The following is a 20,532-nucleotide window of genomic DNA, read 5'->3' as shown; positions in this document are numbered from 1 at the left end:
TCAGCTGCATTCGTATAGAACTCCGCCCCTCATCCCCCTGCCGGGACCTTCTCCCCGCAGGCGGGGAGAAGGCGGATAGCTGCGCCCTTTCGATCCATCATGACCGCTGACGGGACTGGCCTCCGACGGGTATCAAGGGGTGTGACGTCGCGTTTGCCACGTCCCCTCTCCTCGCGTGCGGGGAGAGGGCTAGGGTGAGGGGCTCTTGCCGCGTTGGGACGTTTTCGCCGAACTGCACGACGCGCTTGCATCCGCCCATGCTCATTCCCTAAAACGGTCATCTCTCATCCAACACGCCCGGACCGCCCGATGACCGCTGCCTCTTCCGTCTCGCCGGGCGATCCCGCCGGCCCGTTCCATGTCACCCATCGGCTGATCCTAGCGATCGCGTTGCCGATGACGCTCGGCTTCCTGACCACGCCCTTGCTAGGCCTCGTCGATACCGCCGTTGTCGGCCGCATGGGGCAGGCGACCTTGCTGGCGGGTCTTGCGGTCGGGGCCATCCTGTTCGACCTGATCTTCACCACCTTCAACTTCCTGCGGGCAGCGACCACGGGCTTGGTTGCCCAGGCCTATGGTCGCGGCGATCGGCGCGAGCAGCAGGCGGTGTTTTGGCGATCGCTGATCATCGCGCTCGTTTGCGGCACGGTCAGCCTTTTCTTTTCGCCGTTGCTTCTGTCGGGCGGCCTCTGGCTGATGGGGCCGGAGCCCGAGGTAGCCGGCGTCACCAGCACCTATTTTCTCTGTCGCATCCTTTCTGCACCGGCGGCGCTTGCCAACTACGCCATCCTCGGCTTCGTGCTCGGCCGCGGCGAGGGTACCATCGGCCTGATGCTGCAGACGCTGATCAACGGCATCAACATCATACTCTCGATCCTGCTCGGCCTGGTGTTCGGCTGGGGCGTGATGGGGGTGGCGTTGGCGACCGTGACTGGCGAAGTGATCGGCGCGCTCGTTGGCTTCGCCATCGTCTATGGCCGTTTCGACAGCAGGGATGCGCCAAGCTGGGCCGAGATCTTCGACCGCGAACGGCTGAAGCCGCTCTTCGGCCTCAACCGCGACATCATGATCCGCTCGTTCCTGCTTCTGGCAGCCTTCACGCTGATGACCCGCATCGGCACTGCCTTCGGGCCGGTGACGCTTGCGGCCAATGCGGTGCTGATGACGATTTTCCTCGTTGCCGGTTACTATCTCGACGGCCTCGCCAATGCGGCGGAACAGCTCATCGGACGCTCGATCGGTGCCGGTTACCGCCCGGCCTTCGATCGCGCACTCCGGATGACGGCCGCCTGGTCGCTGGGGCTCGCGCTGGTGACGACCGTCGCCTTCCTGCTGTTCGGTGACAGGCTCATCGATCTCCTGACCACGGCGCCGGATGTGCGCGCGGCGGCTTACGAATACCTGCCCTGGGCGGCCGTGACGGCGATGACCGGTGCGCTTGCCTTCCTGATGGATGGCGTCTTTATCGGCGCCACCTGGTCGCGCGAGATGCGCAACATGATGCTGGCGGCCTTTGTCGGCTATGCCGCAGCACTCGCCGTGCTGGTCCCCGCCTTCGGCAATCATGGCCTGTGGGCGGGGCTCAACCTGTTCCTGCTGATGCGGGGGCTGTTCCTGTTGTCGCGGATCCCGATGAAGGCGCGTCAGACGTTCTTGCCGGCCCAGTAGTCGAGACGGCTGTCGCGGATATCGCGGATCGAGGTGAGCCGCTCGCGATCGCAGAGATCCGAGAGGCCACGTACGATGCGGCCGGGCAGGGCCGGGCCTTCATAGACCATGCAGGAATAGAGCTGCACGAGGTCGGCGCCGGCGCGGATCTTCTCTGCCGCGGTTTCGGCCGAGCTGACGCCGCCGACGCCGATGATCGGCAGCTTCGGGCCGACGCGCTTGCGCATGCGGGCAAGCACGGCCGTCGACTTATCAAAGAGTGGCTTGCCCGAGAGGCCGCCGGACTCCTTCGCCTGGGCCTGATCCTTCAGGCCCTCGCGCGAAAGCGTCGTGTTGGAGACGATCAGGCCGTCGAGATCGTGCGCCAGCACTTCGGCGGCGATGTCGTCCATGCCTTCTTCGGTGAGATCGGGCGCGATCTTCAGGAAGACCGGCACGCGGCGATTGCTCCTCAGTGCCTCTTCGTCCCGCGCCGAGAGCACGGCCGACAGCAGGGCGGCGAGGCTTTCGCGCGCCTGCAGGTCGCGCAGGCCCGGCGTATTCGGCGAGGAGATGTTGGCAGTGAAATAGCGGGCGACCGAGTAGAAGGTATGGATGCCGCCGACATAGTCGGCGATACGGTCGGCGCTGTCCTTGTTGGCGCCGATGTTGACGCCGATCAGCGCATCGCGCGAACAGGCCTTCAGTCGCGCCAGCGCTGCGCCATGGCCTTCATTGTTGAAGCCGAGGCGGTTGATAACGGCCTCATCCTCGACCAGCCGGAAGATCCGCGGCTTGTCGTTGCCGGCCTGCGGCTTCGGCGTGACGGTGCCGATCTCGGTGAAGCCGAAGCCGATCTTCAGAAGCGCTTCCGGTACCTCGGCATTCTTGTCGTAGCCGGCCGCCATGCCGATCGGGTTCGGAAAAACGATGCCCGCGACCGTCTGCGAGAGCCGCTTGTCGGCCTTGGCAGGACAGTTCGGTACGAGCCCGGTCTTCAATGCCTTGATCGAAAGGCCGTGCGCAGCTTCCGGATCGAAGAGGAAAAGGCCGCGGCGGGCAAGGCTGGTCAGCGGGTTCATGCATCAAGTTCCGGGAAGATATGCGCGCCATCGGCGCCGAGCGGCAGTGGTTTTTCCCAGACGACGGCCGACAGGAAGAGGGGGGCATAGAGATGCGGGAAGAGGGCGCCGCCGCGTGAGGGCTCATAGACCAGTTCTTCGCCGAGCGCGTCGCCATCGACGGCGACCAGCAGCAGGTCTACCTGTCCCTCGAAATAGCGCGCCGCCGTCTCGACCACCTGTTCGCCGGTCGAAAAATGGACGTAACCGTCGGCGAGATCGACGGGCGCGCCGTCGAAGCGTCCGCTGCGCTTGGCTTCCTGCCACAACGATGCCGGAACGATTTTGTAGATGATGGAACCCATGGTGCCCGTCTGTCCCCGTAATTTTCTGTCGTGGCCTTGCCGTAAATATCGGCGATTGTCCATCGCAGAAGGACGACGATTCGCGCATAATCCGCGGTGAAGACCGATTTCGCTCTTCTCGTTCGCGCACAGATCACGTCCCGGCAAGGATCGTAACGGAGAAGATGTCATGAAAAACGCTGCTGCCATACTTCTGTTCGGTACCGGATTGGCTCTGGCCGGCGGCGCCAGCGCACAGGATCCGGCCCCCGGGCGCTACAGCATGCAGAAGTCCGAGACCGGCATCGCCCGGCTCGATACCCAGACCGGCGAGGTGTCGCTCTGCCAGGAGAAGGACGGGCAGCTCGTCTGCCGCATGGCCGCCGACGAACGCGCCGCCTTCGAACAGGAATTGGACCTCCTGACGAAGCGGGTCGAGGCCTTGGAAAAGACCGCCAAGGCCGGTGAAAGTGTCGCAAAACAGGACCTTCCGGCTGAGGAAGAGATTGACCGCGCAATGGGCATCATGGAAAGAATGATGCGTAGGTTCATGGATATCGTGAAGGATCTCGAAGGCAGCGACTCCACTCAGGAGCCGCAGAAGACCTGAGTTGCCGGATCGGCCATGCGGGATGCGGATCGGCGCGTGGGGGCGCGCAGATTTCAGCCCGGGCTCTTGGGAGGGAGCAGCATGACACCGGACATGACCATCATCATCGCGGACGACCATCCGCTGTTTCGCGGCGCGATGCGCCAGGCACTGAGCGGCGTGGACGGCGCGCCTGCCATCGTCGAGGCTGGCGATTTCGCAGCCGCGCGCAAGGCGGCGGCGGACAATGCTGACGCCGACCTCATGCTGCTCGACCTCACCATGCCCGGCGTCAGCGGGCTCTCTGGTCTGATCGCTCTTCGCGCCGAATTTCCGAGCCTGCCGGTCATGGTGGTGTCGGCCCATGACGACCCGGCGACGATCCATCGCGCGCTCGATCTCGGCGCGTCCGGCTTTCTTTCGAAATCGGCCGGCATCGAGGAAATCCGCGAGGGGATCGAGAGGGTGATGGCCGGCGAGGTCTTCGTGCCAGCGGGTTACGACCAGGCGCAGGAATACGAGCCTGAGGTCGCCGATCTGCTCCAGCGCCTGCAGACCTTGACGCCGCAGCAATCCCGCGTCCTCAGCATGCTCGGCGAGGGCCTGCTCAACAAGCAGATAGCTTACGAACTCGGTGTCTCCGAGGCGACGATCAAGGCGCATGTCTCGGCGATCCTCTTAAAGCTCAATGTCGACAGCCGCACCCAGGCGGTCATCCAGCTTTCGAAGATCGGCACCGTTGCCGCCGCCTGATGCGGCTCGCTTTGACTTTGTGATACCCCCTTGTTTCAGGCGGCCCCGAAATGCGGGAGCCGTTCATTCCGCGGCCGTTCGCGCCGCCGTCGAAAGCTGCGTCAGCCAGGCGCGCATCGCCGCCGGGCGCACCGGCTTGTTCTGGATCGCGATGCCGTCGCGTTCGGCCGCGGCGCGCACCTCCGGCGAACGGTCGGCCGTCACCAGCAGCGCCGGCGTCGCTTCGCCGGTCGATGCCCGGATGCGCGCGACCGCCTCGATGCCGGTGCCGTCGTCGAGATGGTAGTCGGCGATGACGGCATGCGGCTTCTCGCCGGGCTGGGCATTGAATTCGGAACAGGCAGCCAGCGATTCCGCCGTGCTGACGATGCAGCCCCAGCCGGAAAGCAGCACCCGCATGCCCTCGAGGATCCGCGGCTCGTTGTCGATGCACAGCACCCGCAGGCCGTTCAGCGCCTCGCTTGCCTTGCTCTGCGGCACCGGCCGGACAGCGACGCGCTCGCCGGCGCTGGCATCGAGCGGTAGGGTCACCTTGAAGCCCGTGCCCTTGCCGGGCGTCGATTGCAGGCTGACGGGATGGTTGAGCACGCGCGAGATGCGGTCGACGATCGAAAGACCGAGCCCAAGACCGGAGGCCGTGCGTGCGCCTTCGTCCAGTCGGGCGAATTCCTTGAAGACGGTGCGGAACTTCGACTGGGGAATGCCGATGCCGGAATCGAGCACCTCGATCGTCGCCATGGCGCCATGCCTGCGCACCCCGACGAGCACCTTGCCGCTGAGCGTGTACTTGATCGCGTTGGAGACGAGGTTCTGGACGACGCGACGCAGCAGGTTCGGATCGCTGCGCACCACAAGCGATGTCGGCATGATGATCAGTTCGAGATCCTTGGCTCGCGCCATCGGGGCAAAATCGGTCTCGATCCTTCTAAGCAATTCGTTGAGCGGAACGGATTGTATCCGCGCCTTCATGGCACCGGTGTCGAGGCGCGAGATGTCGAGCACGGCGCCAAGGATGGCCTCGACCGATTCCAGCGAGGAATCGATGTTTTCGACCAGCGTGCTGTTGTCGGATTCGCCGAGCCGCTCGACGAGCGACGAGGAATAGAGGCGAGCGGCGTTGAGCGGTTGCAGGATATCGTGGCCGGCGGCGGCAAAGAACCGCGTCTTGCCGATATTGGCCTCTTCCGCGGCGGCCCGCGCCTCGGCGAGTTCCCGGTTCACCCGGGTCAGTTCGCCGGTGCGCTCGGCCACGCGCAGTTCCAGCGTCTCGTTCGCCTGCTTCAGCGCCATGTCGGCGGCGACGCGCTGGGTGATGTCGGTATAGGTGGTGACGATGCCCTTGTCGGGCATGGCGTTGGTGCGCACTTCGATGATGCGCTCGCCGTTGCCAAGTTCGAGCAGGAAGGGTTTGTCGAGCGTCAGGAAGTTGGCGATCAGCCCCTTTTCCTGATCCTTGCGAATATCGCCGCGCTTGGTGAGGATCGAGACGATATCGGCAAGCGGGAAGCCGACCTGGCCGGCTGCTTCGGGGAGATCGAGAAGCTGGCGGAAGCGCCGGTTCCAGATGATCAGGTTGTTGGCATTGTCGAAGACGGCGATGCCCTGATCCATCTGCGAGAGCGCGGTCTGCAGCATATCCTGATTGTATTGCAGTGCCTCGCTCGCCTGGTCGAGCAGCCAGGCCGTCTCGGACGAGGTGTCGTCGCCGCGCTGCAGCGCGAGCGACAGCACCAGCCGCGCCGAGGATGAGCCGATGGCGCTGCCGAGCAACTGCTCGGAGAAATGCACGACCGCCATGTCGGCGGGCGCGTTGTCGTCCAGCCAACGGCCGGTCTGGCGCTCATAGGTATGGAAGGAGCGCTGCATGCGCTCGGCGCCCATGTAGCGTGCGATCGTCGCCTTGAGGTCGCGCACGGTGACCTTGGTCTTGCGGCCGCGAAAGGCGCCTTCGGTGCGCGACCGCCGGGTGATGAACACGCCGGCCTGGAAGCGTTCGATCGGCTTCGGCGTGCGGGTCAGCGATCCGAGAATATAGGTGGCACAGTTGACGAGCAGGCTGAGCGTCGTGGCGTTCACCAGCGGGTCCGCATCGGGGCCGGAGAACAGGTCGGTGAACGGCAGCAGGAAGCTCAGCACCGTCGTTGCCACATGGGAATTATCGGGTCCGCCGAGGCTCGGCAGGAAGAGCAGGTAGGCCCAGACGAGAAAGCCCGAGACCATGCCGGTGATCGCGCCGCGGGCATTGGCCTGGCGCCAGACAAGGCCGCCGAGCAGCGCCGGCGCCATCTGCGAGATGGCGACGAAGGAGAGCAGCCCGAGCGAGGCGAGGCCGGCGCTGATGTCGGCGGAGCGATAGTAGGCGTAGCCGAGCAGAAGCACGGCGAAGATCGCGGAGCGTCGGATGTTGAGCAGCGTGCCGGCCAGGTTTTCCTGCAAGCCGCCGCGTTGGCTGAGGTTGCGGCGCAGGAACACCGGCATGACGATGTCGTTGGAGATCATGATCGACAGCGCCACGGACGCGACGATCACCATCGCGGTCGCCGCTGAAAAGCCGCCGATGAAGGTAATCAGCGTCAGCACCGGCAGACCGTTGGCGAGCGGCAGCGTCAGGAGGTAGAGATCGGCGTCGCCGGAGCCGGAGAAGGTGAGGATGCCGGCGATGGCGATCGGCAGCACGAAGAGATTGATGCCGATCAGGTACAGCGGAAAGAGGATGCCGGCGGTGCGAAGCTCGCCTTCGGTGCGGTTTTCGACGACCGTCACATGGAACTGCCTGGGCAGCATGATGATCGCAAAAGCGGACGTGACGATCAACAGCACCCAGCGCGCTATCGGGGTCTCGTAGGAAAGCGCCGACTGCACGGCAGGGCTTTGCGCGGCCAGAGACCACAGGTGAGCCGGGCCGTTGAAAATGACGAAGACGATGTAGAAGCCGGCCGTGATGAGCGCCACCAGCTTGACCAGCGATTCCATCGCGATCGCGAGGATCAGCCCGTCCTGGTGCTCGGTCGCATCCGTATGGCGCGTGCCGAAGACGATGGCGAAGCAGGCGAGGAAGAGCGTGACCAGCAGCGGCAGGTCGATGAAGCTTTGCCCGGCGCCGATGCCGTAGTCGCTGGTGTTGATCATGGCGGCGACCGAACTCGAGATCGCCTTCAGTTGCAGCGCAATATAGGGAATGGCGCCGACCAGCGAAATCAGCGCTACGATCGCGGCCACAGCCGGGTTCTTGCCGTAACGCGCGGCGATGAAGTCGGCGACCGATGTCAGCTTCTCGGTCTTGGCGAGCCGTATGATCTTGCGGATCAGCGGCATGCCCAGCGTGAACATCAGGATCGGGCCGATATAGATGCCGGTGAATTCGAGCCCGCGTTCGGCCGCAAGCCCGATGCCGCCGAAATAGGTCCAGGAGGTGCAGTAGATGGCAAGGCTCAGCGCATAGACGAGCGGCCTGCCTTTCAGCGCAGCGCTGTTCCTCCTGGCCCGCCGGTCGCCATAGCTCGCCACTGCAAACAGCAGCAGCAGATAGGCGAAGGCCGAGGCAAAGATGACCGAACCCGAAAGCATGCCTCACTCCTCCAGGGCGGAGCATAGGACAAGTCCGCCGGGTTTAGAATTGCCCTCGCATGAGTCTTAAGTTCAAGGCTCGACACGAGAAATCGGTGTGCAGCGCCAGCTGCTTTCCCGTTCCTGCTCTATCCGGTGCTAATTGATCAAAGGCAAAGAAAGGTTTTCTCGCTGCCCGCTTTGGTTTAGTTTCCGTAAACGCTTGCAGCGCGGGACAGCGCCGCCGGCCGTTTTCAAACGGGGATAATACGGAGAGATTTATGCTGAATGAGTTCAAGGAGTTTATTGCCCGCGGGAACGTGATGGATCTCGCGGTCGGTGTCATCATCGGCGCAGCCTTCAACAAGATCGTGACGTCGGTCGTCGAAGACCTGGTCATGCCGATCGTCGGTGCGCTCACCGGCGGCGGTTTCGATTTCTCCAATTACTTCCTGCCGCTTTCGGCCAACGTGACGGCCACGTCTCTCGCCGCCGCCCGCCAGCAGGGCGCCGTCTTTGCCTACGGCAACTTCATCACCGTGCTGATCAACTTCTTGATCCTTGCCTGGATCATCTTCCTGATGATCAAGGCGGTGAACCGCATGCGCGCTTCGATGGAAAAGAAGAAGGACGAAGCGCCGGCCGCACCGCCGCCGGAAGACATTCTGCTGCTCTCGGAAATCCGCGACCTGCTGAAGCAGCGCGCCTGATTTTTTCCTCGCGGCCCTGGCTTTGCCGGGGCCGCGAAACATCACAAAAATCGATAAATCGGTCAGATAAAGTCGCGTGATCGCCTCGGCGAAAGCGGCTAGAAGCAACGGGCAAACCGGAGCGGTCCATTTCGCTCTAGTCCATTGGAATCTTTCATGATGATTTCAGGCGGCAGCCTGCACCATCGTGCATCCGGAGCCCGCCGATGACCACGCTTGCCACCATCAGCCCCCGCGCGCTTTCCGCGCCCGAAAGCGGTATCGTCGAGGTGGTGAACTATGCCCGCGGGCGCGAAGGCCTGATCCCGCTCTGGGTGGGCGAAGGCGACCTGCCGACCCCTGCCTTCATCAGCGATGTCGCACGCGATGCGCTTGCCGCCGGCGAGACCTTCTATACCTGGCAGCGCGGCATCCCGCCGCTGCGCGAGGCGCTGTCGCGCTACTATCAGCGCCGCTTCCAGAAGACGCTTTCGCCCGAGCATTTCTACGTCGTCGGCTCCGGCATGCAGGCGATCAAGCTGTCGATCGAGGCGATCGCCTCGCCCGGCGACGAGATGGTGCTGTTGACGCCGGCCTGGCCGAACTTTGCCGCCGCCGCCGATCTCTCCGGCGTCCGGCCGGTTTCGGTCGAGTTGCGCTTCGAACACGGCAAGTGGCAGCTCGATCTCGATCGGCTGCAGGCGGCGATCAGTCCCAAGACCAAGGCGTTGTTCATCAACACCCCCTCGAACCCGACCGGCTGGACCGCGACCCGCGAGGAACTGGCCGCGATCCTGGCGCTGGCGCGCAGGCACGGGCTCTGGATCATCGCCGACGAGATCTACGCGCTCTATTATTATGGCGGCGCCCGCGCGCCGTCCTTCCTCGACGTGATGGAGGAAGGCGACCGCATCCTCTTCGTCAATTCCTTCTCGAAGAACTGGTCGATGACCGGCTGGCGTGTCGGCTGGATCGTCGCGCCGCCGGAAATCGGCCAGGTTCTCGAAAACCTGGTGCAGTATTCGACCTCGGGTGTCGCCCAGTTCCTGCAGCGGGGTGCTGTCGTAGCGCTCGACGAGGGCGACGCCTTTGTCGATGCCAATGTCGCCAAGGCGGCAAAGAACCGTGATGTCTTGTGCGACGCGCTGATCGCCACCAACCGGGTGGAAACGCTGAAGCCCGACGGTGCGCTCTACGCGTTCCTGAAAATCGATGGCGTCACGGATTCGCGCGCGGCCGCAATCGACATCGTCGACAAGACCGGTGTCGGCCTGGCGCCGGGAACCGCGTTCGGCGACGGTGGCTCGCTGTTCATGCGCGCCTGCTTCCTGCGCGATCCGGGCCACGTGAAGGAAGCGGCGGACCGCCTGCAGGGTTACATTCTCGGGCGCTGACGGCCGTAGGCCGAAAGATCGGCGACGTTACTCGTTGCCGGTTTCGCCGAGCAGCTTCTGCTCGTGGGCGATCGCGTGGCCGATCAGCCGTGCCCAGATGTCTTCGTAAAAATCAGGGTCGAGGTTGACGCGCGCGGCGTTCTTGCGGGCGTTCTCGCGTACTTCCATCACCCGCGCCGGAATGTCGGCCTTCAGCTTCAGCGGTGCCTTGATCTCGGCCGCCCGGTCGATATAGCCCCAGCGCTCGGCAAACAGCGCCATCAGCGCCTGGTCGAGCCGGTCGATCTCCGCTCGCACGTCGGCCATGGTTTCGCATTGCGCGGGGGTCTTCAGCATCTGTCTCGTCCAATTGCCTGGGGCGCAGCCAGCGCGGGCCAGGATGTTCGAGCGTCCCTCGGCTCTCAGCAAGCGGGGCGCTTCTGCGGCGCACTGCTAACAAACGGCGAGCTGTCTTGGAAGGGGCAACAGGGTCGCAGCCGGCGACCCTTCGAGATGGTCACCTCAGCAGGCGATCGCTTTGCAGGGGAGGAGGGTGCGGTCCTGTCTCCGTCTGCGGCGATCGCCTGCTGACGTGTTAAAGGGAAGTTAGCCGGCCAAGCTTGAGCGAGGCTTTTTAGAGCGGGATGAGGAAAAGTGTATGCGGTTTTCCGCCCGCATCTCGCTCCAATGGAGCGACTACGTTCCGATCATCAGCTTGATCGCAAGGCCGACGATGGTGACGGCCGCCACTCCCGCGCACCAGAGGCCGACGAACCAGAGAAGCTTGCGGCCTGTACCCGTCTCGCTGGTCAATGGTAGCCCTCCTCCGGGTCGACCTTGCCGCGGAAAACCCAATAGGCATAGGCGGTGTAGGCGAGAATGATCGGCACCAGCACCAGAGCGCCGGCAAGCAGGAAGGAGAGGCTTTCCTCAGGGGCCGCCGCATCCCAGATCGTCAGCGATGGCGGCACCATATAGGGGTAGAAACTGATGCCGATACCGGCATAGCCGAGCACGAAGAGGCCCAGTGCGGCGATGAACGGCCGGCTGTCGTGGCGGTTGCGGATACCCGTGATCAGCGCATAAAGGCAGCCGAGAACGAGCGCCGGCACGATGACGCTGAAGATCGCCGTCGGATAGCCGAACCAGCGGTCCAGATATTGCGGCTCCAGGAACGGCGTCCACAGGCTGACGATGCCCATCGCGGCGACGGTGGCGAAGGAGCATTTGAGCGCGAGGTCGCGAGCCCGATCGGCAAGGTCGCCATGGGTCTTCATCACCAGCCAGGTGGCGCCGAGCAGCGCGTAGCCAACGACGACGGCAATGCCGGTCATGATCGAGAACGGCGTCAGCCAGTCCCACCAGCCGCCGACATAGGCACGGTTCTCGACCGGAATGCCCTGGACGAGCGCGCCGAGGGTGATGCCTTGCGCGAAGGCTGCCAGCATCGAGCCGCCGGAGAAGGCCCAGTTCCAGAGATATTCGGCCCGCCGCGTGCGCCAGCGATATTCGAAGGCGACGCCGCGGAAGATGAGGCCGATGACCATGGCGATGATGGGCGCATAGAGCGCCGGTAGGATCGTCGCGTAGGCCAGCGGAAACACCGCCATCAGGCCGCCGCCGCCGAGCACCAGCCAGGTCTCGTTGCCGTCCCAGACCGGGGCGACGGAGTTCATCATCACGTCGCGGTCGTGCTTCTCCGGGAAGAACGGGAAGAGAATGCCGACGCCGAGGTCGAAGCCGTCGAGAATGACATAGGCGAGCACCGCAAAGGCGATGATGCCGGCCCAGATGAACGGCAGATCAAGCTCCATGATGGCCTCCCTTGATGTTTGCATGGCTGGCGTGAGTGGCGGGGCCCGGCATGATGCCGGAACTGCGCAATGGTCCTTCGCCGAGCTCCGGCATCGGATCGCGCGGCAATCGCGCCATCAGGCGCAGGATGTAGAAGGTGCCGGCGCCGAAGACGAAGAAATACACGATGATGAAGGCGATCAACGAGGCGGCGACCGCGGGTGCCGCGATCGGCGCCACCGAATTTGCCGTCAGCAGGTGGCCGTAGACCGTATAGGGCTGGCGGCCAACTTCGGTCGTGACCCACCCGGCGAGCACGGCGACGAATCCGGCTGGTCCCATGGCGATCGCGGCACGGTGCAGCCAGACATTGCTGTCGAGCGTGCCGCGATAGCGACACCAGAGCGACCAGAGCCCGATCCCGAGCATGGCGAAGCCAAGGCCGACCATCACCCGGAACGACCAGAACACGATGCCAACAGGCGGATGCAGCTCCTCGGGGATCGTATCGAGCCCGGCAAGAGGCGCGTTGAGGTCATGCTTCAGAATCAGGCTCGAAAGTTTCGGGATCTCGATCGCATAGTCGACGCGCTTTTCAGGCGAGTTCGGAATGCCGAAGAGGATGAGCGGCGCACCGTCCGGATGGCTCTGGTAGTGCCCCTCCATCGCCATCACCTTGGCCGGCTGGTGTTCCAGTGTGTTGAGCCCGTGCATGTCGCCGGCAAAGATCTGGATCGGCGCGACGATCGCCGCCATCCACATCGCCATCGAGAACATCTTTCGCGCCCGCCGCGGCGCCGTCTTTCGGATCAGGTGCCAGGCGCCGCAGGCACCGACGACGAAGGCCGTCGTGAGGTAGGCGGCCAGAACCATGTGCGTCAAGCGATAGGGAAAGGACGGGTTGAAGACGATCGCCCACCAGTCGACCGGGACGAATTGGCCCGCCTCGTTCATCGCAAAGCCCGCCGGCGTCTGCATCCAGGAGTTCGCCGAAAGGATCCAGGTGGCCGAGATCAGCGTGCCGATGGCGACCATGACGGTGGCGAGGAAATGCAGTTTTGGCCCGACGCGGTTAAGGCCGAAAAGCATGACGCCGAGGAAGCCCGCCTCGAGGAAGAAGGCTGTCAGCACCTCATAGCCCATCAGCGGCCCGATGATCGGCCCCGCCTTGTCGGAAAAGACGCTCCAGTTGGTGCCGAACTGGTAGGACATGACGATGCCGGACACGACGCCCATGCCGAATGCGACGGCAAAGATCGTCTTCCAGAAATTGAAGAGCTCGAGATAGACCTCGTCCTTCTTCCACAGCCACAACCCTTCGAGCACCGCGAGGTAGCTCGCAAGCCCGATGGAAAAGGCGGGGAAGATGATGTGGAAGGAAACGGTGAAGGCAAACTGGAAGCGAGCGAGCAGGGTCGCATCGAAACTCTCAAACACGGGCGCAATCCTTTCAGACACGCGGATGCGACGCCTCACGGAAGCGTGGGCCGCAATGCTCTGGCTGCTGCATCATTCGTCCGGTGATCGATCGTCGATCAGGGGACCTATCTTGGCCTCTGGCCGAGGCAAATCCTTGGGTTGCGCCGGCTTTTCAGCATGCACTTGAATCTGCGCCAAATTTGCCAAACGTCAATGACAGCGCGTCCGCCACGTTGTCACACTGCGGCAATGTTGCGCTGCGGCATATTGGAGCGCGCCGAGCGGACACCCGTGGGCGCCAAGGAAACACGACGCCCGGCCGGTGGCCCGTCCGGCAGCGACTAGTCGCTGCTCGCCACTTTGTCGCATGCCGGGGTTTGCGCGTCGCTGCCGTTGTCGTGACACGGTTGCGCCTTGGAGGGGACGGCCAGAGGCCTTGCCGCGAGCACGCCCATCCTCTTGCCGCGGTAGGGACTGTCCATGACCAGCTGATATCCGGAAAAGTCGTCGGCGTTTCGGCCAACGACGATCGCGCGGCCCTCGGGGTGGCTTGCAAACCATTGCGCCAGCCGCTGTGGAGGGACGTCGTCGACAGGTTTTTCCAGGCGAGAAAGGAAGCCGAACTCGGCATGATAGTTGGCGACGAAGGCCCAGTCCCGGTCGCGATTTGCGCGCATATAGGCGGCCGTCGGCTCCAGATCATATCGCTTCAGGAACGTCGCCGACGCGATTGCCTGGCCGACGACGATGGCCGCAACCATGACGGCCATGTTCAGCACCAGGCGGCGGTTCGGGACATTTTTGAGACAGAGGACGACGGCAAGCACGACCGCCGGCACCAGCGGCATCAGGTAATGCGGCTGTTTCTCGCCGATCAGGGAAAAGCTTAAGAAAGTGGGGGCTGCCCAGAAAAACAGGAACCGCGTGCCTTCCTCCTTAAGCCAGCCTTGGCGCAGCGCAGCAGCGCCTTTCCAGAAGCTTGGGAAGAACACCCATGGGATCATCATTACGGGCAGCAGCGGCAGGTAGAAGTAGAAGGGTCGCACGTGAGCGTTGAGCGTGCCCGTCGCCCGGCCGACCGTCTGATCCCAGAGCAGCGAATGGGTAAACTTGCCGTCCGCCTGCATCAACACCGGGACGAGCCAGCAGAGAACGATCAGGCCGGCGATGGCAAGCGCTGCGAGGATGCCGAGATACCACCGGCCGGGTCGCCTGAGATCGTCTGCCCAGAGCGGAGCCAGCGCGATCGGGAACAGGATGTGGAGGAAGGCCACCGGTCCTCTGGCGAGAACGCCGAACCCCAGCGACAGTCCGATCAGGAGGACGGAGCGCCAATCCCGCTTGCGGGCATAAAGCACGATGCCGATCAGCGACAGCAACACGAAGACGGTGAGGGTGAGATCGAAGTAGATCAGGGTGCTGTAAACGAGAAAGGGCACGCTCGCGACCATGACCATCGCCGTGCGGTCAGCCTGCCGGTCGAAATCGGAAAAGAGCAGGCGGCCGAGCGCGATCGTGAGATAGACGCTTGCGAGCGAAGACAGGACGACCGGCAGCGTTGCCGCCCAACGGGTCACGCCGAAGACCGCCCATGAGGCGTTGATGAGCCAGAACAGCAGGGGCAGCTTGTGATGGTAAGGCTCGAAATTCATGGTCAGCGGCTGAAGCCAGTCGCGACGCAGGAACATTTCCCAGGCGACGCTGATGTAGCGCGTTTCGTCGATCGGAAGCAGCGGCCTGAACCATATCGCTGCGACAAACGGGATGAGTACGACGAGCGGAAGCCAGAGGTGCCTTATCGGCTTGGGAAGGGCCAGATGCATGGTGTGTCAAGCTCCGCATCACGGTCGGTTTGCTTGCAGCACCATGCGGAGAGAACCTGTCTCGCGCCTGTCCAACATTTGAGCGAGATGAGGAAACACGCCCTGGTGGCGCGGGCAGGATCCGCGCCGCCAGGGCGGTAACCGTTCACGGCCTATCAGCTTCGGGAAAGATAGGCCTCGGCCAGCTCGGTCCAGAAAGCTGCGCCGATCGGCAGCAGGTCGTCGTTGAAATTGTAGCCGGGGTGATGCAGCGGCCGGTCGTCGTCGCTGGTCTTGGAGCCGAGGAAGAAGTAGGTCCCCGGCCGTTCCTTCAGCATATAGGCGAAATCCTCGCTGCCCATGAAGGGGCGGGCGAGATCGACAACCTTGTCGGCCCCGGCGAAACGGACCGCGAGATCGCGGACGAAATCGGTCTCGGCCTTGTGGTTGATCGTCGCGTCGTAGCTGCGCTGGTAGTCCACGGTCGCGCGCATGCCGAAGCTCGTCGCTTGCGCTTCGGCGATCATGCGGATGCGCCGTTCGAGTTCGTCGCGCACATCGGGCTCGAAGGAGCGGATGCCGACGACGATCTCGGCGCGCTCGGGGATGATGTTGCTGGCGGAACCCGCATGAAAGGCGCCGACGGTGACGACGGTCGGATCCATCGGGTGGATGTTGCGCGAGACGATCGACTGCAGCGCCATGACGATCGAGGCGCCGCAGACGATCGGGTCGGCCGTTTCCTGCGGCTCGGCGCCATGCCCGCCGCGCCCGTGCACGGTGATGCGCGCCTCGTCGACGGCGGCCATGATCGGGCCCTCTCTGAGGGCGAACTGGCCGAAGGGAAGACCCGGCTCGTTGTGAAGCGCAAACACCGCGTCGCAGGGAAACTGATCGAACAGGCCCTCGTCCATCATGATCTTGGCGCCGCCGAAATTCTCTTCGGCCGGCTGGAAGATCAGGTGAACAGTGCCGTCGAAATTGCGCCGCTCGGCAAGGGCGCGGGCAGCACCGAGCAGCATCGTCGTGTGACCGTCATGGCCGCAGGCATGCATCAGGCCAGAGGTCTTGCTGGCATAATCGAGCCCGGTTTCCTCGATAATCGGCAGTGCATCGATGTCGGCGCGGATGCCGACCGAGCGTTTGCCGGTGCCGTTCTTGAGCGTGCCAACGACACCGGTTTTCGCAAGGCCCGTCGTCACTTCGTAGCCGAGGCTTCTGAGATGTTCCGCGATGAAGGCGGAGGTGCGTGTCTCCGCCAGCCCGAGTTCGGGATGGGCATGCAGGTCGTGGCGAATGGCGACGAGTTCCGGCATGGCGTTGGTGATCGAGGGGGAAAGTTTCATGTCAGGCACCGCGGGTTGGGATGCGATTTTCGAACGTGCGGAAAGCCACCACCAGGATGCCGGTGAGGCACATGTAGATGAGTGCGAGCAAAAGCAGCGGCTCGTAGGTGAGGAAGGTTTCCTGCCGCACCTTGGAGATGACCGCATAGACGTCGACGACGGTGACGGTGGCGACAAGCGGGGTCGATTTCAGTTGCAGCACCGTTTCGCCGTTGAGCGTCGGCAGCGCCCGATGGATGGCGCGCGGTAGCCAGATGCGACGGAACATCGTCCAGCGGCCCATGCCATAGGCCTTGGCCGCCTCGAGCTCGCCGTTCGGAACACCGGCAAAGGCGCCACGCATGACCTCGCCCTCGTAGGCGGCAAAGGAGATCGTCAGCGCCGCAACGCCATAGGGCCAAGCCTCGCGCAAATAGGGCCAGAGGAAGGACTGGCGGATCGCCGGAAACTGCGGGAACAGCGAGCCGAGCCCGTAATAGAGCAGCCAGAGCTGCAGGAGCAGCGGCGTGCCGCGAATGACGGTGCAGAAGATTTTTGCCGGCAACTTCAGGAACCACGGCCCCGTCACCTGGACGAGGCCGATCGGCACTGCCAGCAGGAAGCCGAGGATGGCGGTGCTGAACAGCATCATCAGGCTGACGAGAATGCCCCAGCCGAGCCGCGGCAGGTAGCGCGGCAGCCAGTCCCAGCGCATGAAGACGGCGACGGCGACGACGAAGGCTGCAAAGACCAGCATCATGACGATGCGGTGCGGTTGGAAGAAGCTCCTCGCGGTTGGCAGGTCTTCGGGCGTAAACGCAACGGCGTGGGTGGTTTCGTCGGTCATCGGCTCTCCGCAAAACCGCGTCGGGCATGGCGTTCGAGCATGCCGATGAAGATGTTGGAGATCAGCGTCAGCGCCAGGTAGAGGGCGCCGGCAGCCAGGAAGAACAGAAGATAGGCCTTGGTCGTGCCGGCCGCCTGGCGGGTGACCAGCGTCAGCTCGCTGAAGCCGACGACGGCGAGAAGGGCCGTATCCTTGGTGGCGATCAGCCAGAGATTGGAGAGGCCGGGAATGGCATAGGGCAGCATCGCCGGCAGGGTGATCCGCCGCAGGACCATGGCCGGCGACATGCCATAGGCGCGCGCCGCCTCGATCTGGCCGGCAGGCACCGCCTTGATCGCGCCCCGCAATACCTCCGTCGAATAGGCGCCCTGGACGACGCCGATGACGAAGATGCCCGCCATCAAGCCGCTGATGTCGACCGGGCCGACCGAAAAGAGAGCGAGCACCTGGTTGAGCAGGTCGGTGCCGGCATAATAGAGCAGGAGGATCAGCACCAGCTCGGGCACCGCGCGCACGACCGTGGTGTAGCATTCGAGCAGATCGCGCAGGACCGGGCCGCCGTAGAGCTTGCCGAAGGCGCCGCCGATGCCGAGTGCCAGGCCGAGCGTGAAGCCGCCGACGGCGATCTGAATGGAATTGAAAAAGCCTTGCAGCAATACGCCGCCCCAGCCGGGTGCTGAAAGCGAGAGCAGGCCCCAATTGATGAGGGAATCCGCAGCCATGCGTCGTCGAGCTCCGATGGCGCCGGCCGGCGATCGCTACAGCGCTGCGGTCCGTTCGGACGCGACAGCGCTGCGACGGTTCGATCGCCGGCCGATCGCGCCTTATCCGCCGTAGATGTCGAAGTCGAAGTACTTCTTCGAGAACGTATCGTAGGTGCCGTTGTCACGGATCGCCTTGATGGCGGCGTTGATCTTGTCCTTGAGCTCGGTTTCGCCCTTGCGCAGGCCGACACCGACACCGGGGCCGATCACGGCGACGTCTTCGGCAACGTCACCCTTGTATTCGCAGCATTCCTTGCCCTGGTCGGTTGCCAAAAACGCCTTGAGCGCGATGGCATCCGCCTGCACCGCATCGAGGCGGCCGGCGGCGAGGTCGTTGTTGGCCTCGTCCTGCGTCTGGTATTCCTTGACCTCGACGCCGGCCGGCGCGAAGTGCTTGGCGGCATAGGCTTGGTGAACCGTCGAGACCTGGACGCCGAGCGTCTTGCCCTTCAGCCCTTCCGGCGAGGAGTTCATCTCGACGCCCTTGGTGCCGATGATACCGGTCGGGGTGTTGTAGTACTTGTCGGAGAAATCGATCGTCTTCAGGCGCTCGTCGGTGATCGACATCGAGCTGATGATCATGTCGATCTTCTTCGAGGTCAGCGCCGGGATGATGCCGTCCCAGGCGACGGGCGTCAGCACGCATTCGAGCTTGGCCTCGGCGCACATCGCGTTCATGAACTCGACTTCCCAGCCTTCCCACTTGCCGCTGGCGTCAGGTGCCGTGAACGGCGGATAGGGTTCCGCTGCGACGCCGACCTTCAGCGCTTCCGCCGATGCCGCGACACCGCCGCTGACGGCGATCGCCGCCGCAACGGCCAGGACTTTCAATGCCTTCTTCATGCTGTTCCCCTTTTTGGTTGTTTAGCATTCAGGAATTCAGTGAATGGAACTGATGAACTTCTTGAGCCTTTCCGATTTCGGTGCGCCGAAGATGGCCTCAGGCGGGCCCTGCTCCTCGATCACGCCGTTGTGGAGGAAGACGATGTGGTTGGCGACGTCGCGCGCGAACTTCATCTCGTGGGTGACGAGGATCATCGTGCGCTTTTCACGCGCGAGGTCGCCGATGACAGAAAGAACTTCGCCGACGAGTTCGGGATCGAGCGCCGAGGTCGGCTCGTCGAAGAGCATCACGAGCGGCTGGATGGCAAGCGCCCGGGCGATCGCGGCGCGCTGCTGCTGTCCGCCGGAGAGAAAGGCCGGGTAGGCGTCGCGTTTCTCGTAGAGACCGACCCGTTTCAGCAGGGTTTCGGCGGTGGCGACAGCCTCGGCCTTCGGTTTGCCGAGCACATGGATCGGGGCTTCGATGACGTTTTCGAGGATGGTCATGTGCTGCCAGAGATTGAAGCTCTGGAATACCATGCCGAGCTGGCTGCGGATGCGCTGGACCTGTTTGCGGTCCTCCGGCACCAGGCCGCCGCGACCGTCGGATTTCATCCGGATCTTTTCGCCATGCACGCTGACGCTGCCGGCGGAGGGGAGTTCGAGGAGGTTGATGCAGCGAAGGAAAGTGGATTTGCCGGAGCCGCTGCCGCCGATGATGGCGATTACGTCGCCCTGCTTCGCCGTGAGCGAAACTCCCTTCAGCACTTCCAATGGCCCGAAACGCTTGTGCAGGTCAGTGACCGCGATTGCCTGGGCCGCATCCGTCATCGGCGCGCCGCTCCCATGGCTCTGCGAGCTTTGTCTGTCAGCATCGAAACAGTTCCCCTGTCGTCTTCCGCGCGGCATCTTTGGCCTGTCACGGGTTTTTGTTGGCAGGCATGGTTGCACTTGTGCCGCTATTGTTCAAGCGTATAATAATGGACGTCGTCGATTTTTTGACGCCCCGCCGATCGCTCGATTTCCCGAAGGAGCCGCCCATGCCGCCGTTCTGGCCGAAGCCTTTGCCGACCGCGCCTGAACAGGGTTTCGCGCCGGTTCGAGAGCAGAGTGCCGCATGAACAGACGCAGTTTTCACCGTGCGCCGGAAGGCGAACGCCGCCAGGAATTGATCGAAGCGACGCTCGACTGCATCTCGGAATTCGGGCTGAAGGGCGCGACCGTTCGGCAGATCGCGATCCGTGCCGGGGTGACCGCCGGGCTGGTGCGCCACTACTTCGAATCGAAGGACCAGATGGTCGCCGAGGCCTATCGCGCCGTCATCGCCTCGCTCACCGAAAAGGCGAGCAAGGTCGAGGGCGACCCGGAAACGCGGCTCAGGGATTTCATCGCCATCAACCTCACCGAGCCGGTGGCCGACAGCCGCAGCATCTCGCTCTGGGCGGCCTTCATCAGCCAGGTCCGAGTCGATCCGGTGCTGTCGGAGATCCATCGCGAAGGCTATCTCGCCTTCCGCAATTCGCTGCAGGAACTGCTTGCCGATTTCCTTGCGGCCAAGGGCAAGCCGGCCGATGCCGAAACCTGCCGGGCTTTCGCCATCGCCATCAACGGATTGGTCGACGGCCTCTGGGTCGAGGGCTGCCTTGCAGGCGATCTCTTTCGCGAGGGCGAGCTTGTCGCCATCGCCATGTCTTCGGTCGAGGCGCTGCTCGGCACGAAGATCGGAACTGCAAAACAATGAAAACGGGAGAAAGCAC

At 63.7% G+C, this 20,532-nt stretch carries 18 protein-coding genes; 6 read left to right on the top strand and 12 right to left on the bottom strand.

Features of this window, described 5'->3' with window-relative positions; genetic code table 11:
* Positions 1-309 precede the first annotated feature (309 nt).
* Positions 310-1,668 carry an MATE family efflux transporter gene (locus tag OKW20_RS04715; RefSeq protein ID WP_429170536.1) on the top strand — a complete coding sequence of 453 codons (1,359 nt, stop codon included), beginning with the start codon at positions 310-312 and terminating at the stop codon, positions 1,666-1,668.
* Here OKW20_RS04715 and OKW20_RS04710 read toward each other — a convergent pair.
* The gene (locus OKW20_RS04710; protein ID WP_429170534.1) at positions 1,644-2,729 is read right to left on the bottom strand and encodes a quinone-dependent dihydroorotate dehydrogenase; all 1,086 of its coding nucleotides are present in this window, start codon (positions 2,727-2,729) and stop codon (positions 1,644-1,646) included. The two genes, OKW20_RS04715 and OKW20_RS04710, sit on opposite strands and share 25 nt — an antisense overlap.
* On the bottom strand, positions 2,726-3,073 hold the full coding sequence (locus OKW20_RS04705) for a DUF952 domain-containing protein (protein ID WP_192447914.1): 348 nt from the start codon (positions 3,071-3,073) through the stop codon (positions 2,726-2,728). The genes OKW20_RS04710 and OKW20_RS04705 overlap by 4 nt, the downstream gene beginning before the upstream one ends.
* A 169-nt stretch (positions 3,074-3,242) precedes the next feature.
* Between OKW20_RS04705 and OKW20_RS04700 the strand changes: the two genes are divergently transcribed.
* Together OKW20_RS04700 and OKW20_RS04695 are read left to right on the top strand one after the other, a co-directional pair.
* A complete protein-coding gene (locus OKW20_RS04700; RefSeq protein ID WP_043613169.1) occupies positions 3,243-3,662 on the top strand; it encodes a hypothetical protein in 420 nt (139 codons plus the stop codon).
* 81 nt (positions 3,663-3,743) lie between these two features.
* The gene (locus tag OKW20_RS04695) at positions 3,744-4,394 is read left to right on the top strand and encodes a response regulator (RefSeq protein ID WP_429170532.1); all 651 of its coding nucleotides are present in this window, start codon (positions 3,744-3,746) and stop codon (positions 4,392-4,394) included.
* Positions 4,395-4,457: 63 nt separating this feature from the next.
* Here the strand turns inward: OKW20_RS04695 and OKW20_RS04690 are convergent, their stop codons facing one another.
* Positions 4,458-7,961: a PAS domain-containing hybrid sensor histidine kinase/response regulator gene (locus tag OKW20_RS04690; RefSeq protein WP_429170528.1), complete on the bottom strand. Its 3,504-nt coding sequence runs from the start codon at positions 7,959-7,961 to the stop codon at positions 4,458-4,460.
* 260 nt (positions 7,962-8,221) lie between these two features.
* Here OKW20_RS04690 and mscL point away from each other — a divergent pair, with 260 nt between their 5' ends.
* Positions 8,222-8,650, top strand: coding sequence for a large conductance mechanosensitive channel protein MscL (gene mscL / locus OKW20_RS04685; RefSeq protein WP_043613162.1), 429 nt, complete (start codon positions 8,222-8,224; stop codon positions 8,648-8,650).
* A 206-nt stretch (positions 8,651-8,856) separates the two neighbouring features.
* A complete protein-coding gene (locus OKW20_RS04680) occupies positions 8,857-10,023 on the top strand; it encodes a pyridoxal phosphate-dependent aminotransferase (RefSeq protein ID WP_429170525.1) in 1,167 nt (388 codons plus the stop codon).
* A 27-nt stretch (positions 10,024-10,050) separates the two neighbouring features.
* On the opposite strand, the gene OKW20_RS04675 is transcribed toward OKW20_RS04680, so the two are convergent.
* The 9 genes from OKW20_RS04675 to OKW20_RS04635 form a co-directional block, all read right to left on the bottom strand.
* On the bottom strand, positions 10,051-10,359 hold the full coding sequence (locus tag OKW20_RS04675; RefSeq protein WP_429170523.1) for a chorismate mutase family protein: 309 nt from the start codon (positions 10,357-10,359) through the stop codon (positions 10,051-10,053).
* Positions 10,360-10,811: 452 nt separating this feature from the next.
* Complete coding sequence (gene cydB / locus OKW20_RS04670) at positions 10,812-11,816, bottom strand: cytochrome d ubiquinol oxidase subunit II (protein ID WP_429170522.1); 1,005 nt, start codon at positions 11,814-11,816, stop codon at positions 10,812-10,814.
* Complete coding sequence (locus tag OKW20_RS04665) at positions 11,806-13,233, bottom strand: cytochrome ubiquinol oxidase subunit I (RefSeq protein WP_429170519.1); 1,428 nt, start codon at positions 13,231-13,233, stop codon at positions 11,806-11,808. The genes cydB and OKW20_RS04665 overlap by 11 nt, the downstream gene beginning before the upstream one ends.
* 323 nt (positions 13,234-13,556) lie before the next feature.
* On the bottom strand, positions 13,557-15,038 hold the full coding sequence (locus OKW20_RS04660; protein ID WP_429170516.1) for an ArnT family glycosyltransferase: 1,482 nt from the start codon (positions 15,036-15,038) through the stop codon (positions 13,557-13,559).
* 155 nt (positions 15,039-15,193) lie between these two features.
* Entirely contained in the window at positions 15,194-16,363 is a 1,170-nt protein-coding gene (locus tag OKW20_RS04655) for a M20 aminoacylase family protein (RefSeq protein ID WP_429170513.1), read from the bottom strand.
* 1 nt (position 16,364) lies between these two features.
* Positions 16,365-17,189 (bottom strand): ABC transporter permease, encoded by an 825-nt coding sequence (locus tag OKW20_RS04650; protein WP_043613147.1) that lies wholly within the window; start codon positions 17,187-17,189, stop codon positions 16,365-16,367.
* A complete protein-coding gene (locus tag OKW20_RS04645; protein ID WP_429112288.1) occupies positions 17,186-17,911 on the bottom strand; it encodes an ABC transporter permease in 726 nt (241 codons plus the stop codon). The genes OKW20_RS04650 and OKW20_RS04645 overlap by 4 nt, the downstream gene beginning before the upstream one ends.
* Positions 17,912-18,013: 102 nt before the next feature.
* Positions 18,014-18,796 (bottom strand): transporter substrate-binding domain-containing protein, encoded by a 783-nt coding sequence (locus tag OKW20_RS04640; RefSeq protein ID WP_034797062.1) that lies wholly within the window; start codon positions 18,794-18,796, stop codon positions 18,014-18,016.
* Between the two features lie 36 nt (positions 18,797-18,832).
* Positions 18,833-19,606, bottom strand: a complete 774-nt coding sequence (locus OKW20_RS04635) for an ABC transporter ATP-binding protein (RefSeq protein ID WP_043613145.1) — start codon at positions 19,604-19,606, stop codon at positions 18,833-18,835.
* A gap of 286 nt (positions 19,607-19,892) precedes the next feature.
* Between OKW20_RS04635 and OKW20_RS04630 the strand changes: the two genes are divergently transcribed.
* The gene (locus OKW20_RS04630) at positions 19,893-20,516 is read left to right on the top strand and encodes a TetR/AcrR family transcriptional regulator (protein WP_043613143.1); all 624 of its coding nucleotides are present in this window, start codon (positions 19,893-19,895) and stop codon (positions 20,514-20,516) included.
* Positions 20,517-20,532: the final 16 nt, after the last annotated feature.

The sequence above is a fragment of the Ensifer sp. LBL genome (genome assembly GCF_050435225.1).
In the GTDB taxonomy this organism is placed as follows: Bacteria; Pseudomonadota; Alphaproteobacteria; order Rhizobiales; family Rhizobiaceae; genus Ensifer.
This window is presented reverse-complemented; position numbering and strand designations above follow the sequence as displayed.

Excerpts from the sequence above, each read along its gene's own strand:
- OKW20_RS04710 (WP_429170534.1), bottom strand. The coding sequence starts at position 2,729 with ATGAACCCGCTGACCAGCCTTGCCCGCCGCGGCCTTTTCCTCTTCGAT.
- OKW20_RS04640 (WP_034797062.1), bottom strand. The coding sequence starts at position 18,796 with ATGAAGAAGGCATTGAAAGTCCTGGCCGTTGCGGCGGCGATCGCCGTC.
- OKW20_RS04695 (WP_429170532.1), top strand. The coding sequence starts at position 3,744 with ATGACACCGGACATGACCATCATCATCGCGGACGACCATCCGCTGTTT.
- OKW20_RS04630 (WP_043613143.1), top strand. The coding sequence starts at position 19,893 with ATGAACAGACGCAGTTTTCACCGTGCGCCGGAAGGCGAACGCCGCCAG.
- OKW20_RS04675 (WP_429170523.1), bottom strand. The coding sequence starts at position 10,359 with ATGCTGAAGACCCCCGCGCAATGCGAAACCATGGCCGACGTGCGAGCG.
- mscL (WP_043613162.1), top strand. The coding sequence starts at position 8,222 with ATGCTGAATGAGTTCAAGGAGTTTATTGCCCGCGGGAACGTGATGGAT.
- OKW20_RS04645 (WP_429112288.1), bottom strand. The coding sequence starts at position 17,911 with ATGGCTGCGGATTCCCTCATCAATTGGGGCCTGCTCTCGCTTTCAGCA.
- OKW20_RS04705 (WP_192447914.1), bottom strand. The coding sequence starts at position 3,073 with ATGGGTTCCATCATCTACAAAATCGTTCCGGCATCGTTGTGGCAGGAA.
- OKW20_RS04680 (WP_429170525.1), top strand. The coding sequence starts at position 8,857 with ATGACCACGCTTGCCACCATCAGCCCCCGCGCGCTTTCCGCGCCCGAA.
- OKW20_RS04660 (WP_429170516.1), bottom strand. The coding sequence starts at position 15,038 with ATGCATCTGGCCCTTCCCAAGCCGATAAGGCACCTCTGGCTTCCGCTC.
- OKW20_RS04700 (WP_043613169.1), top strand. The coding sequence starts at position 3,243 with ATGAAAAACGCTGCTGCCATACTTCTGTTCGGTACCGGATTGGCTCTG.
- OKW20_RS04650 (WP_043613147.1), bottom strand. The coding sequence starts at position 17,189 with ATGACCGACGAAACCACCCACGCCGTTGCGTTTACGCCCGAAGACCTG.
- OKW20_RS04690 (WP_429170528.1), bottom strand. The coding sequence starts at position 7,961 with ATGCTTTCGGGTTCGGTCATCTTTGCCTCGGCCTTCGCCTATCTGCTG.
- OKW20_RS04655 (WP_429170513.1), bottom strand. The coding sequence starts at position 16,363 with ATGAAACTTTCCCCCTCGATCACCAACGCCATGCCGGAACTCGTCGCC.
- cydB (WP_429170522.1), bottom strand. The coding sequence starts at position 11,816 with ATGGAGCTTGATCTGCCGTTCATCTGGGCCGGCATCATCGCCTTTGCG.
- OKW20_RS04715 (WP_429170536.1), top strand. The coding sequence starts at position 310 with ATGACCGCTGCCTCTTCCGTCTCGCCGGGCGATCCCGCCGGCCCGTTC.
- OKW20_RS04635 (WP_043613145.1), bottom strand. The coding sequence starts at position 19,606 with ATGACGGATGCGGCCCAGGCAATCGCGGTCACTGACCTGCACAAGCGT.